This window comes from Candidatus Cryosericum hinesii (genome assembly GCF_003570985.1).
GTDB lineage: Bacteria > Caldisericota > Caldisericia > Cryosericales > Cryosericaceae > Cryosericum > Cryosericum hinesii.
In genome coordinates this window covers 15993-28959 of record NZ_QXIW01000036.1, presented here as the reverse complement: position 1 = coordinate 28959, position 12967 = coordinate 15993, and the positions used below count along the sequence as shown (strand labels likewise).

The window sequence follows — 12967 nt, the reverse complement described above, 5'->3', positions numbered from 1 at the left end:
CTGTCAACCATGCTGACAGGGTCCCGGCTCCTCTCTTGATGAATGTGGGCGATGACGTACAGTACTACCAGACACAGACATGGGAGGTACGATATGCCGACTTGGCTGTTTCAGGGAAGTCCCAAGGACTTTCCCGCCTTCGATAATTATCTTCGCAACTATGCCGAGATCTCGTGGCATGTACGGCAGAAGCGCGCCGCGGAAGAGATCTACCCGGACGATGAGGTGTACATCTGGCGCCTGGAGGGCAACCATCCGGGGACCGGTGGCATTGTCGCGCACGGGATTCTGACGACAGAAGCTCGCGTCATTCCGGACGAGGGCAAGAAATCGTGGGTGAGGCATCAGCCGGGCCCGACAATTCCTTCGGTCGACATCACCCTCGACGACGTCCGTCTGACGCCCGACGAAGGATGCCTGACACGGGCGGACTTGTTGGAGGACGCGGTGCTGTGGAACATGCATGTCGTCCAGTCGCCGCACCTCACCAACTACAAGCTGACTTCCGAAGAAGAGGAACGGGTCGCCACGCTCTGGCGCGCTGCGAAGCGGTAGGGACGCCCACAGCCTAAGATAACAGCATGGCCCGCCCCGACCGACAGAGATCTGGTTGGATGATGCTCTCCGCTGGTTGGTTCCTGCCGGCCATATGCTGTCCTATTTGGCCCTTGTGATTATGCTTCGCCTCAAGAAAGGAGATGAAAATGGACGAAGGGTTTCTCTTTTTTTCGGTGATCATCCCTGCTCACAATGAAAAGGCCTACGTCGGCAAAGCACTCGTCTCCCTCAAGAACATTGACTATCCACCAGACAAGTTCGAAGTCATTGTCGTAGAGAACGGCTCCACCGACAGGACAAACGACATCATAAGAGAATGCGCGCCGGCATCGTTCAAGGCTGTTCGTATAGCGGAACCCGGCGTCTCCAGGGCAAAGAACAAGGGGATTGATCTGATTTCCCAGCTGAGTGACTGGGTAATCATGCTTGATGCTGATACCTATCCTGGAACAACTTTTTTCCAGGAACTGGATCGTTTCCTTGAGGCCAATGCTGGCAAGAATCTGGGAACCGGCATGGTTTCACTCCTTCCCACGCCCGATTCGAGACTCGCCAGGGGGTGGTATCGTTTCTTCAACCTGGCCAACTATCTCACGCACACGACGCGATCCATCCAATGCATTCGCCGGGATCTGCTGAAGGACCGGCGATATGACGAGACGCTGACATTTGGAGAAGACACGAAGATGCTTCAAGCGTGCAGCCACACCTCCAGGCATTTCTACTTGAGAACCAGAAGCGTCTTTTCCTCGACAAGAAGATTCCAAAAGAACGGATGGATCGGACAGCTCTTCAACTGGATCTATCTGGCAAGTCTTCCGTACAGCAAGAAGCAATCAGCCAGATACACGGCTATTCGTTAGGTGATAAGCCTGAGAACAAATTCCATGATGGCGCCCGAAACGACCGGAACACTCAGGTCATCATCGAGCTGCGAAGGGAATATCTCGGCCAGCGTGGCAACGCAAGCCCCAATGAGTCCGATCCACAGAGACAAGATCTTCGCTATCCACAGGAAATACGCAACACTGAGACATACACCAAGAAAGGCCAGCGATGCCTGAAGTGTGGTCTTGCTCTTCTTGAAAAGGCGTGTCTTCCCGTAGTTTATATCGACAATTCTTGCAGTCATGCCGCCTATGGACAAGAAACCGAGCGTTGCATAGGTGACAGGTGGGCGGAACAACAGGAGAGAAAGAAAGACGCCAAGCAAGAATATGGTATAGGACGAGATTGTCCCTTTTTCCTGTTCCTGCAGCAACTTCACATCCTTCAGGACCTCTCCGTGAAGCACCGTTTCCAATCTGGGAATTGTCATTCTGAGAACATCGATCGCGAAGAAGAGGAACAGGAGACTCCCAACGACCAGCAACACGGCCTCCTTGCTGATGAAGAGACCGAGGAAGATCACGAGCATGGCGAGGGAGCGAGCAAAGATCCTCCAGAGAGTACGTCTATCCTTTGCCAGGACAAACATCTTGTGTCTCAGATTCTTTGAACCCTCGTATGAGATCATCCCTATCAAAGCAATAACAAGTGCCAGCTCACTGAACGAACGGACATAGAACGCCAGGATTCCTCCGGCTATCGGCAGCAGCGTGACTGCCAGGAAATCGTCATCGTGAGTAGCGGCCATCATCAGGATCGCATATACCCCCATGTAGCAGAGAGCGGCAATGACGTCATGGACGGGCATAGATTCTGCCGTTACTTCGGCTAGAAGAAAGATGAAAATGCCCACCGTGGTAGCGATCCCTCTTCCACCCCTGAACTTGAGATAGAAGGGGAATTTGTGCCCCAGGATGGCCGCAAAACCGGAAAGAGCGACAATATATGCAGGTGCGTTGAATAATCTATATGCGATAAGCATCGATATAAGTCCCTTGGTAAGGTCATAGGCTGCGATCACAAGCGCAAGAGAAAGCCCGATTGATCTCTTGACGTTTATCGTGCCAGGATTGCCATCTCCAAGCGTTCGTATATCAACGTTCTTCATCCAGAGCGGCAGGAGATAGCCCGGCAGAACGGATCCGAGAAGATATCCTATTGCTATGGGAAGAAGATACAGGAGTACGGTATTCTCCATTTCACCTCGCATTGCACAGTCTTCTTGGCGCTATACGTGATGTAAACATGTACTGCGCCTTCGTTCTGCAATTTCGTCCAACCTTCTCAACAGGTTCTTTCTTTTGCCATTCTGACTTCCCCGCTGCAAACCTCGACACATGTTGCGAATTTACTATAGAATATATCGCAAATCCCAAGAATACGTGGAAGCACTCGACCCATCCAGGAAGCTCGTGGGAGATGTGATGTACATTCTGGATGGGTCGATACGGACGTGACGAGGAGTCCACAACGTGCTAGAATAAGAGAGCGGATTTGTTTTGGCGTCAACGAAGCGGCGTGATAAAGGAGATGACAGCTGTGGAACTCAACAAAGAGAAAGGGCCGATCTATTCGAGATATGACCGTGACCGAGCGGACAACTATAGCGCGGTTGTCGACTATGCCGCGCCACCGCGGACCAATGAGGAGATCCAGTTCATGCTGGCGCACAAGATCACGCCGAACCAGGCCGATCCTAACGACATGCGCCCCAGCGCCAGCCAGACGTACCAGGAGGGCGCGACGACGCCTCCGACGTTCCTGCAGGCGTTGAACGCCTCGATGGCTCAGCGGACTGCCGGGCAATCTGTTGATGGTCAGAACAAGGCGAACCAGGCTTCATACTGGCCAGGGCAGCGCCAAGGTGCCAGGCGGACCCCAGCACAGAACAGGGCAGCGCTGGTCGGCGTCGTCATCTGGTTTCTGTTCATCATCGTCTCAATGCTGATGAGCCTCTTCAGGAAGTAGCGGGCAGTCCCGGGAACGTCTCCATGCTGCTCTCCTGGCTGCTCTCCGATACCTGGTTGATGTCCGTTCCCGCGCGCGTGACGGACGTCTTGCTGATGGCGACTACGCTATGGCTGGCGTCACTGTGGTGCCATAGCAACCAGCGGACCTTTGGCAAGGCCCTCCTCGTCTCGAGCATAAATGGCGTTCTTGGCATAGGACTGTATGCGCTGTTTGTATGGGTGCGCGATACGGGCGCACTGCCATGGCGCGGTCCACTGTGGCTCGTCGAGATGTTCCTCATCGCTCAGACTGTACTGTTCGCTACCCTCGTCCTCATCACCTACCGACGTGATCGGTGGCGTTCCCTTAACGTGGCTCTCGTCGCACTCATCTTGACGGCCATCGTCGAAGCAAAACTCATCGTGCTTCTATCTGTCCTGGCACCCCACGCTGGAGGTAAGTAGCGCTGACAGCGGTCCCGGTCGCAAAACCGAGGCGAAACTTCGTACGCACAAGGCGGCCCCCCGTAGAGAGCCGCCCCTGCTTCTTTTCTTGCCTAGATCGTCTGTACAGCCGTCACGAGGTTTCTGACAGCTACCCCATGTAAGCGTTCTTCCAGTCGACAAATCCCAGCGTCGACTGGTAGAAGTTCTTGACGTGCTTGCTCAGGAGCACCGGGTTTGTGTAGAAGTAGATTGGAAGAATGGGCATGTCCGTCATGAGAATCTTCTCTGCGGCATGCAGTGTCGCCATGCGCGCTGTCGGATTGACAGTGGCCTTGGCCTTTGCGATGAGAGCATCATAGGACTTGTTGCTGTAACCGGTACAGTTCTGTCCGCCACCCGTGACCCACACGTCCAGGAACGTGTTGGGATCCATGTAGTCACCGGTCCATCCCGTCCACATAATGTCGTAATTAAGGTTTGTCCGGTCATCCAGGTAAACGCCTCTCTCCTCGCTCCTGACGGCGCACGTAATACCAAGATTCTTCTTCCACATCTGCTGGATCGCCTCACAAATGGACTTTCGTGCATTGGAGGCAATGAAAAGCAGTGTGAAGGCAGGAAACCCCTTACCATTCGGATAGCCGGCCTGAGCAAGCAACGACTTCGCCGTTGCAATGTCGTTGTCCTTATAGTATGAACCACCCACAGTGCGGAAATCGGTCCCAGGCAGGGCGTCTGCAATGCCGTAGGGGACAAGGGCCAGCGCAGGAGTCTGTCCGCCCTTAAGGATGGACTGCGTAATGCCCTTGCGGTCGATGGCCAACGCCAACGCCTTACGAACGCGGGCATCGTTGAACGGTCTCTTCGTGACATTGAACTGATAGTAGTATGTCCCCAGGGATGGGAGGATCTTTGCATCGCCTGAGGCAACCTGCTTGGGCAAGTCTGGGAGAGGTACGTTGACCGCGGCGTCCAGCTGACCACTCTGATACATCGAGAGCGCAGTCGACTCATCCTCGACCATAAGGTAGGTGATCTTGGTGAGCTTGACCTTGTCCCTGTCCCAATAGGTCGGGTTCTTGACAAAGACCATCTTGTCGTTGTGTGACCACTGCGTGAGCTTGAACGGTCCATCGGTGACATAGTTTGTCAGATCGACAGCCCACTTGTCATTCTTGCTGACAACAGCCTTGCAGACCGGCATCAGAGTCGGAAACGCTGTCAGGCCGAGGAAATACGGGGTCGGAGACTGAAGGTAGACCTTGAGCGTCTTGGCAGTCAATGCCTTGACGCCGACGTTCTTGCTGGGATCGATCTCCTTCTTCATGTTCGGAACGGGGACGTCCTTGCCTCCCACTTTCTTTGTGAGAGGATTGCCTTTGGCGTCGACAGTCTGAGCATAGTACTTGGTGCCGACCTTGATGGACGTATTGAACGCTTCACCACCAGAGACATAATACAGTTGATAGGCGTACTCTGACGCCAGATCCGGGCTCAGTGCACGCTTCCATGCATACTCAAAATCGTACGCGGTGACAGGCGTTCCATTCGTCCAGTATGCATCACGAAGCGTAAAGATGTAGGTCTTGTGGTCCTTGGAAATCGTCCAGCTCTTTGCGATTGCGGGCTGTGGCATATTCTTGTTGTCGATACGCGTCAACCCCTCAAAGACCTGCAACTCGATGTTGGCTGACGACACATCAACCGAGACGGCTGGATCGATTGTAGCGGGCTCAGTCCCCAGGTTGTATGTTACCTCCTGGGCAACTGCCTTTGCTGACGGTATAACAAACACTCCACCAAACAGTGAGACCACAAAAACAAGTACCAAGACAAGTGACAGTGCTTTCTTCATACACCAACCTCCCTTTTCCAAATACGATTTGTCGCATCTTGTGGCTACAAAATGGTGACAATACACCCGGAAACGCAGTAAAGTCTTAGCTTTCGATCAACTATTGAAATGCTTCGACCTTATCCTGGGACGCATCCGTCTTGATGTGCATGGTGATCCGAACTTCCTGCAAGCCAGGGCGTACGTTCGGATCACCCCTGTTTCTTTTCTTGCCTAGATCGTCTGTACCGCCGTCACGAGGTTTCTGAAAGCTACCCCATGTAAGCGTTCTTCCAGTCGATAGTTCCCAGCGGCGACTCGTAGAAATTCTTGATGTGCTTGCTCAGGAGCACCGGGTTTGTGTAGAAATAGATCGGAAGAATGGGCATATCGGTCATGATGATCTTCTCTGCGGCATGCAACGTTGCCATGCGCGCCTTCGGGTCGGTGGTCACCTTGGCTTTTGCAATGAGAGCATCGTAAGACTTGTTGCTCCAGCCAGTGTTGTTCTGTCCGCCACCTGTTACAAACACCTCCAGGAACGTGTTGGGATCCATGTAGTCGGCATTATTGCCCGTCCACATGACGTCATAGTTGATGCTCGCCCAGTCATTCAAATAGACGCCCCTCTCCTCGTTCTTGAGGGTGCAGGTGATGCCAAGGTTCTTCTTCCACATCTGCTGGATCGCTTCAGCGATGGTTCTGCGTGCGTCGGAAGTGATGAAGCCCAGTGTGAAGGTAGGGAATCCCTTGCCATTCGGATACCCGGCCTGAGCCAGCAGAGCCTTTGCAGTCGCGATATCGTTGTCCTTGAAGTACGAACCACCCACTTTGCGGAAATCACTGCCAGGGAGCACGTCTGGCATGCCATAGGGAACAAGGGCCATCGCGGGAGGCTGTTCGCCCTTGGTGAGGGAGGCAGTGATGGCCGTGCGATTGATCGCGAGCGTCAAGGCTTTGCGAACACGGACGTCGTTGAACGGCTTCTTGGTGACATTGAACTGATAGTAGTATGACGCAAGTTCCGGAAGGATTTGCGCATCGCCTGAGGCAACCAGCTTGGGCAGCTCTGAGATGGGTACGCTGACAGCGGCGTCCAGCTGACCGCTCTGGTACATGGACAGAGCAGTGGATTCATCCTCGACCATGAGGTAGGTGATCTTGGTGAGCTTGACAGTGTTCTTGTCCCAGTATGTCGGGTTCTTGACGAAGACCATCTTGTCGTTGTGCGACCACTGTGTGAGCTTGAACGGTCCATCGGTGACGTAGTTGTTCGTCAGATCGGCGGCCCACTTGTCATTCGTGCTGACAACAGCCTTGCAGACTGGCATCATCTCAGGGAGAGCCGTCAACGCGAGGAAGTATGCGGTGGGCGACTGGAGATAGACCTTGAGCGTTTTGGCATTCAGTGCTTTGACGCCGACGTTCTTGCTTGGATTGATCTCTTTCGCCATGTTCGGAACGGGGACGTCCTTGTCCCCTACTTTCTTCGTAAGAGGATTGCCTTTGGCGTCGACAGCCTGAGCATAGTACTTGGTGCCGACCTTGATGGACGTATTGAACGCTTCACCGCCATAGACATAATACAGGTGGTAGGCGTAGGAAGCAGCCAGTTCGGGACTGAGAGAGCGTTTCCAAGCATACTCAAAATCATACGCCGTGACGGGCGTCCCGTTTGTCCAGTACGCATCGCGAAGCGTAAACAGATACGTCTTCCGATCCTTGGAGATTGTCCAGCTCTTCGCGATTGCAGGCTGCGGCGTATTCTTGTTGTCGATACGCGTCAACCCCTCAAAGACCTGCAGCGCGATGTTGCGTGACACCAGATCGATCGTAAGAGCCGGATCGATCGTAGCGGGCTCAGCCCCCAGGTTGTACGTTACCTCCTGGGCAACTGCCTTTGCTGACGGTATAACAGACAGTCCACCAAACAACGAGATCAGAAATACAGCTACCAAGACAAGTGACAGTGCTTTCTTCATACACCAACCTCCCTGTTCCAAATACGATTTGTCGCACCTTGTGGCTACCGAAGTAATAACACAATACACTAGGAAAACGCAGTAAAATCTTGTCAGTGCAACGATCACGATATCCTGCAAACATGCTATCTGTGATAGGACAGGCGACTACCTTTCGATAACGATGGTTGCGGGCTTGATGGTAACGCCTTTTCCAAGTGAGTCGCCGACTGGGCAGCAGCTTTCGATCAACTTTTGAAATGCTTCGACCTTATCCTGGGACGCATCCGTCTTGATGTGCATGGTAAACCGGATTTCCTGGTAGCCGGAACGCACACGTGGATCACTCCTGGATAACCCGTCGATGCCCAGATCTCCTTCGAGCTCGACCCAGAATTCCTTGAGATCGATGCCCTGAGATTTGGCAGACTCTGCCGCGGCGATACACTGACACGAACCGAGAGCGGCCAACAGAGCCTCGACCGGGTTCATGCCTGTGTCGGTTCCGCCGAGAGAGTTGGGCTCATCCATGATCACCTTGAAACCGCGGGACTCGCTTTCGACAGCAAGACCCCCGGGGAGCTTACGCGAAATAGACTTGTATGTCGTCTTTGCCATGTTGACGCCTCCATTTCTGCTTGAGACGGGAGAGAATATCTCGTCTCCTGAACCTGGTGCCTGGGCTGGTATTCATATCATGGCGATCACCTCAATCTCAAGCGGGCTTTCGCGCGGCAAGGCGGCAACCTGGATGCAAGACCGTGCTGGTGCTGAATCGGGAAAATATCGGCTGTATTGTTCGTTGAAAGCATTAAAATCGGCCATATCAGTCAGAAAAACAGTCGTCTTGACAATATTCGCCAGCGTACAGCCAGATTGTTTCAGAATGGCCTGGATATTTCGCAAGCACTGATCAACTGCATCGCCAATGGATTTGACATTCAGGTCACCGGTTGCCGGATCCATCGGCAACTGGCCGGATAGAAACAACAGGTTACCTGCCTGAATGGCCTGTGAATAGGGGCCGATTGCTGCGGGCGCCGTCAGTGTCTGAATTACTTTTCGATTCATCGTGTTCTCCTCCATAAATTTCTGGCTGAATTCAAAATGCTCCTGATCCAAGATCTTGACAGATTCATGGATCAACGTTTATTCAACATGATATCTAACAAAACATCATTCATATTCGGCATGCCTTCTTTGGCAAGCCGCCCCAGATTCATAATGGTATTTTCAGCTTCGTCTTCCACGATTCCCTCGATTGGGGAAATGCTCATGCCTTCAATGGCGAGGATGGCTGACTGCATAGCTGCAAATACGCCGGTGGCAACTTTCATGGCGCAGCCGGATTTTGCTCCGTCGCACAACATGCCGGTTACGGTGCCGAGCATGTTCTGGATTGCGGCACGAATCTGCCTGGGTTTGCCGTCCATTAAATAGGCGACTCCACAGCTTGCGCCGGTTGATGCTGCAATGACGCCGCACATGGCCGAGAGCCTGCCGAAACTGCGTTTGATGAAAATGGTAACCAAATTGCTGAGCAACACTGCCCTGACCAGACGTTCGTATGGCAGATCCAGTTTTTCTGCAACCGCGACGACTGGAACAGTGCAACAAATACCCTGATTTCCGCTTCCCGAATTACTCATGACCGGAAGCATGACGCCAGCCATACGGGCATCTGAACCCGAGGCAGCCAACGCCACAGCATAATTTGTGATCTGGCTCATTGCTTTACCAGGATTGTCGATATCGCCACTATAAATGATCTTGCCGACCTGCAACCCATAGCCTTTTTGCAACCCCTCAATTGAAATAGCCCGGTTCAGTTTGATACTGAGTTCAATCAAACCTAATCGGTCTATCGGAACCTGATCAACAAAGTCAAACAGATCGTTCAAGGTAAATTCATCCGTCAGATCCGGCATCTTTTCTTCAGAAATGTGCTCGCGGTCAAAAACAACCTGATCATCCACTTCAATCCGTATGATCAAATCGTGCCGATCGGCGATAATGACTTTTGCCGAACGCGTTGTTGTTGTGACCAGCACTTCGATATACAAATCCGTTGTGTTTTCAGCGACATAAACCTTGGTCCACTCATGGGCATGTAGTTTTGCTTCGTCGATGCAGGCCTGGCTGACGTCTCGCAGAACCTCCAGATGCAGATCGGCATTCCCGCACAAAGCACCCAGTGTAGCAGCCAAAATCAAGCCGGGATCATCGGCGCCCGGAATACTGACTGCCATTGCATTTTTGATAATCCCCTGGCTGGCCCGGACAACTATTCCTTTAATGGGTTCATCCGGAATCTGACTTTTGGCCACAGCTGCTGCATAGGCAACAGCGATGGGTTCTGTGCAGCCAACCGCAATGACCAGTTCTTTTTCCAATAGACCGAGATAATCAAAGTGACTCATTATTCTTGCTCCCTCTTTGTACAATTCACTGACAAATTACTTGGGAAATTTTCGACAGGGACCACTTGTAAAGAATTGAGAGCAATCCTGGCATCATCAAGGTTTGAATCCGGGTGGTGCCCGTCTCAGGGTCAATGTCTATCCGTCCTTACTGTTCACCGACGTGTGACATGTCGTCCTGGTTTCTGAGAAAACGAGCCTCCCGCACGTAGTTGTAAACCGTGTAGACAGAGACTCCCATCTCGTGTGCAACAAGATGAGTGGCATCCTTAATGTCAAAGACCCCCATCCCATAGAGTTCTGCCACAATGAGCCTGTTTCTCTTCGTAGAGGACATACTGTGCTGACCCTCCACTCTACTAAGAGCCCTGTTAAGACTCGCGCGAACAAGGTCTGAGGCACTGGAGGGAAACGTCTCACCCGGAAGCGGCCGGGATTGAGTATCCTTGGAAGAAGCAGTCTCCAGGTAATCTATGAGTGGTGCGGACATATCCATGTTGAAGCATAGAAGGCCGATTGGCTTTCCCAGATCGTTTCTGATGACGGCAGAGAACGACCTGAGCGTTCGACCGTCGCTGGTCGTGGTCAGATAGCTATCAAACACACTATCATTGCTAGTCTCTGCACGCTTGAGGATCTCGATGCCATAGTCCGTCATAGGCGCACCAACTGTTCTTCCGGTCACGCTCCCATTCTCGATCTTGATGACTGAATGCAACAAGTCCTCGGTCGTATGAAGGACAACTTCGAAGTGCTTTCCAAAGTACTGTGCCAGACCATCTACGACGGGCTCCAGTGCCTTCAGAATGCCTCTATCACAAGGCACGCCTGCACTAGCCTGCATCGAGACGGTCTTGGCAGTTCTGTGCTTCTTGTCCACGAGTTTGCTCATCAATGCCTCCTCAACTGACTTTGACGTCTCTTCGTACTGTATATCCATACAGGAAAAAATTGCAATAGTATTTGCGCCAAAAATGTAATAATTGTTCTTATTGTACTACATTGCTTTCCCTGTAACCCCAACAGGTGTTTGCATTCAGCTTAGTCTGCGGAGCATGCCGAGCCGTGAACATGAGCGCTGTGGAACACCAACAATCCGTACGTTTCTTACAACAAACAACTGGCATTGAACTCTATTTACAATGTACATATACAGGGAAAATGCAAAATTGCAATAGAATCTACACCAAGAATGTAACAATTGTTTTCTAAGATGCCAGCACAGGCTGAACCTCAGTCCTGCTACAACACGTACATTTTCTTCCATTGTTCCTCCTCAGTCATCTGGTTAGAGCAGGTTTACTTCTGAGGCAACGATGATATTTGGAGTAGAAAAGAGATGAGGCAACACGTCCGCTTGACAAGATGCTGCGCCCGCGTACACTGCGCAAAGAACAACAACTTCGGAGCGAACAACAGAGGTGATCGTGGACCCAGACAGTGGATCGGAGCGACATAGTACCCTGCGACGTCCGAGCAGCTGATTCTGCTGGTCTTCTTTATAGCGTGACACAATCATCCCTCGCGCCTGCCAGTGGTCTGCTTGCCTGACCGGCGGCCAAACAAGTATGTTTCCTGTTCTATCATTCCTTTGCTGGAGGTCAGTGCCGTGAGCACTCCCATTACCCCAACTGAAGTCACAAAACGCAAGCGCGACGAGGTCCCGGCTCAGATGTCGAAGCTTCTCGCGTCTTTTGCCTCCATGGATGCAGACGCCGTGATGAAGCAGCTTGGCACAAGCCCCACTGGACTCACGGACCGGGTGGTTGAAGATCGTCTGGTCCAGCATGGCCCCAACGAGATCGCGCGCGAAAAGCGCGTTTCGCCGCTCAAACGACTGATCACCATTTTGTCGAACCCGCTGTCCATCCTGCTGATCGTCCTGGCAATCATCACCGCCGTCACCGGTGGCGGTCCCGGCGTCTATCTGATCCTTCTCATGGTCATCCTTGGCGCCGCTCTGCGCTTCTTCCAGGAACAGCGATCAGACAACGCCGCCGCGGAACTTCAGAAGATGGTCACGACGACAGCGACGGTCATCCGGAACGGCGACACGAAAGAAGTTCCTCTCAAGGACATCGTCCCCGGCGACCTGGTCTCCCTGTCGGCAGGGGACATGGTGCCCGCCGACGTGCGCCTCGTCACCGCCAAGGACCTGTTCGTGAGCCAGGCAGCCCTCACCGGAGAATCCATGCCTGCCGAGAAGAACGTCGACGTTGTGGATCCCTCCCAGACGGACGTGCTGAGTATGCCGAATCTGTGCTTCCTGGGCACGAACGTCGAAACGGGCTCTGCAACGGCGGTTGTCGTGCAGACAGGCAAGGAGACCTACTTCGGGTCCCTCGCCAGCAGCATCGTCGGTCATCGTGAGATGACCAGCTTTGACAAGGGTATCAACAACTTCACCTGGCTGATGATCAAGCTGATGCTCGTCATGGCACCTACCGTGTTTCTCATCAACGGCTTGATGCGACACAACTGGATGGACGCCTTTCTGTTTGGCCTGGCTGTTGCCGTGGGGCTGACCCCCGAAATGCTCCCAATGATCGTCACGGTCAACATGAGCAAGGGTGCCGTCGACATGTCGCGCAAGAAGGTCATCGTCAAGCGCCTGAACGCCATTCAGAACTTCGGGGCCATGGATGTCCTGTGTACCGACAAGACGGGCACCATTACGCAAGGTCGCGTCGAGCTGGAAAAATATGTGAATGTCCTGGGAAACGAGGATGGTCATATCCTGGACATGGGATTTCTCAACAGCTACTATCAGACCGGCCTGAAGAACCTCATGGACGTTGCCATTCTGGCTCACCTTGACAAGGCCCGTGAACTTGTCGAGGAGGCAAAGTACCACAAAGTGGACGAGATCCCGTTTGACTTCACGCGCAAGCGCATGTCCGTTGCCGTGAC

Annotated in this window: 12 protein-coding genes; 5 read left to right on the top strand and 7 right to left on the bottom strand. The window is 52.8% G+C overall.

Annotated elements, in window-relative coordinates:
* Window positions 1-93: 93 nt before the first annotated feature.
* Together SMC3_RS08865 and SMC3_RS08860 are read left to right on the top strand one after the other, a co-directional pair.
* On the top strand, window positions 94-555 hold the full coding sequence (locus SMC3_RS08865; RefSeq protein WP_165846710.1) for an EVE domain-containing protein: 462 nt from the start codon (window positions 94-96) through the stop codon (window positions 553-555).
* 149 nt (window positions 556-704) lie between these two features.
* Window positions 705-1421, top strand: coding sequence for a glycosyltransferase family 2 protein (locus SMC3_RS08860; RefSeq protein ID WP_119088182.1), 717 nt, complete (start codon window positions 705-707; stop codon window positions 1419-1421).
* On the opposite strand, the gene SMC3_RS08855 is transcribed toward SMC3_RS08860, so the two are convergent.
* On the bottom strand, window positions 1418-2644 hold the full coding sequence (locus SMC3_RS08855; RefSeq protein ID WP_165846709.1) for a glycerol-3-phosphate acyltransferase: 1227 nt from the start codon (window positions 2642-2644) through the stop codon (window positions 1418-1420). The two genes, SMC3_RS08860 and SMC3_RS08855, sit on opposite strands and share 4 nt — an antisense overlap.
* A 341-nt stretch (window positions 2645-2985) precedes the next feature.
* Here SMC3_RS08855 and SMC3_RS08850 point away from each other — a divergent pair, with 341 nt between their 5' ends.
* The gene (locus SMC3_RS08850) at window positions 2986-3414 is read left to right on the top strand and encodes a hypothetical protein (RefSeq protein WP_119088180.1); all 429 of its coding nucleotides are present in this window, start codon (window positions 2986-2988) and stop codon (window positions 3412-3414) included.
* A gap of 23 nt (window positions 3415-3437) precedes the next feature.
* Window positions 3438-3860: a hypothetical protein gene (locus SMC3_RS08845; protein WP_119088179.1), complete on the top strand. Its 423-nt coding sequence runs from the start codon at window positions 3438-3440 to the stop codon at window positions 3858-3860.
* Between the two features lie 130 nt (window positions 3861-3990).
* Here SMC3_RS08845 and SMC3_RS08840 read toward each other — a convergent pair whose 3' ends face one another.
* From SMC3_RS08840 to SMC3_RS08815, 6 genes are all read right to left on the bottom strand, one after another.
* Window positions 3991-5697, bottom strand: coding sequence for a peptide ABC transporter substrate-binding protein (locus SMC3_RS08840; RefSeq protein WP_119090076.1), 1707 nt, complete (start codon window positions 5695-5697; stop codon window positions 3991-3993).
* A gap of 251 nt (window positions 5698-5948) precedes the next feature.
* Window positions 5949-7658 carry a peptide ABC transporter substrate-binding protein gene (locus SMC3_RS08835; RefSeq protein WP_119090075.1) on the bottom strand — a complete coding sequence of 570 codons (1710 nt, stop codon included), beginning with the start codon at window positions 7656-7658 and terminating at the stop codon, window positions 5949-5951.
* 147 nt (window positions 7659-7805) lie between these two features.
* Window positions 7806-8255, bottom strand: coding sequence for an OsmC family protein (locus tag SMC3_RS08830; protein ID WP_119088177.1), 450 nt, complete (start codon window positions 8253-8255; stop codon window positions 7806-7808).
* Window positions 8256-8327: 72 nt separating this feature from the next.
* Entirely contained in the window at window positions 8328-8708 is a 381-nt protein-coding gene (locus tag SMC3_RS08825; protein WP_119088188.1) for a RidA family protein, read from the bottom strand.
* 71 nt (window positions 8709-8779) lie between these two features.
* The gene (locus SMC3_RS08820) at window positions 8780-10057 is read right to left on the bottom strand and encodes a serine dehydratase subunit alpha family protein (protein ID WP_119088176.1); all 1278 of its coding nucleotides are present in this window, start codon (window positions 10055-10057) and stop codon (window positions 8780-8782) included.
* A 148-nt stretch (window positions 10058-10205) separates the two neighbouring features.
* Window positions 10206-10949, bottom strand: coding sequence for a transcriptional regulator (locus tag SMC3_RS08815; protein ID WP_165846708.1), 744 nt, complete (start codon window positions 10947-10949; stop codon window positions 10206-10208).
* Between the two features lie 717 nt (window positions 10950-11666).
* On the opposite strand from SMC3_RS08815, the gene SMC3_RS09650 reads away from it, so the two are divergent.
* Window positions 11667-12967, top strand: a 1301-nt coding sequence (locus tag SMC3_RS09650; RefSeq protein WP_207799737.1) for an HAD-IC family P-type ATPase, incomplete at its 3' end; no start/stop codon positions are given.

Excerpts from the sequence above, each read along its gene's own strand:
- SMC3_RS08865 (WP_165846710.1), top strand. The coding sequence starts at position 94 with ATGCCGACTTGGCTGTTTCAGGGAAGTCCCAAGGACTTTCCCGCCTTC.
- SMC3_RS08860 (WP_119088182.1), top strand. The coding sequence starts at position 705 with ATGGACGAAGGGTTTCTCTTTTTTTCGGTGATCATCCCTGCTCACAAT.
- SMC3_RS08855 (WP_165846709.1), bottom strand. The coding sequence starts at position 2,644 with ATGGAGAATACCGTACTCCTGTATCTTCTTCCCATAGCAATAGGATAT.
- SMC3_RS08845 (WP_119088179.1), top strand. The coding sequence starts at position 3,438 with ATGCTGCTCTCCTGGCTGCTCTCCGATACCTGGTTGATGTCCGTTCCC.
- SMC3_RS08840 (WP_119090076.1), bottom strand. The coding sequence starts at position 5,697 with ATGAAGAAAGCACTGTCACTTGTCTTGGTACTTGTTTTTGTGGTCTCA.
- SMC3_RS08835 (WP_119090075.1), bottom strand. The coding sequence starts at position 7,658 with ATGAAGAAAGCACTGTCACTTGTCTTGGTAGCTGTATTTCTGATCTCG.
- SMC3_RS08830 (WP_119088177.1), bottom strand. The coding sequence starts at position 8,255 with ATGGCAAAGACGACATACAAGTCTATTTCGCGTAAGCTCCCCGGGGGT.
- SMC3_RS08825 (WP_119088188.1), bottom strand. The coding sequence starts at position 8,708 with ATGAATCGAAAAGTAATTCAGACACTGACGGCGCCCGCAGCAATCGGC.
- SMC3_RS08820 (WP_119088176.1), bottom strand. The coding sequence starts at position 10,057 with ATGAGTCACTTTGATTATCTCGGTCTATTGGAAAAAGAACTGGTCATT.
- SMC3_RS08815 (WP_165846708.1), bottom strand. The coding sequence starts at position 10,949 with ATGAGCAAACTCGTGGACAAGAAGCACAGAACTGCCAAGACCGTCTCG.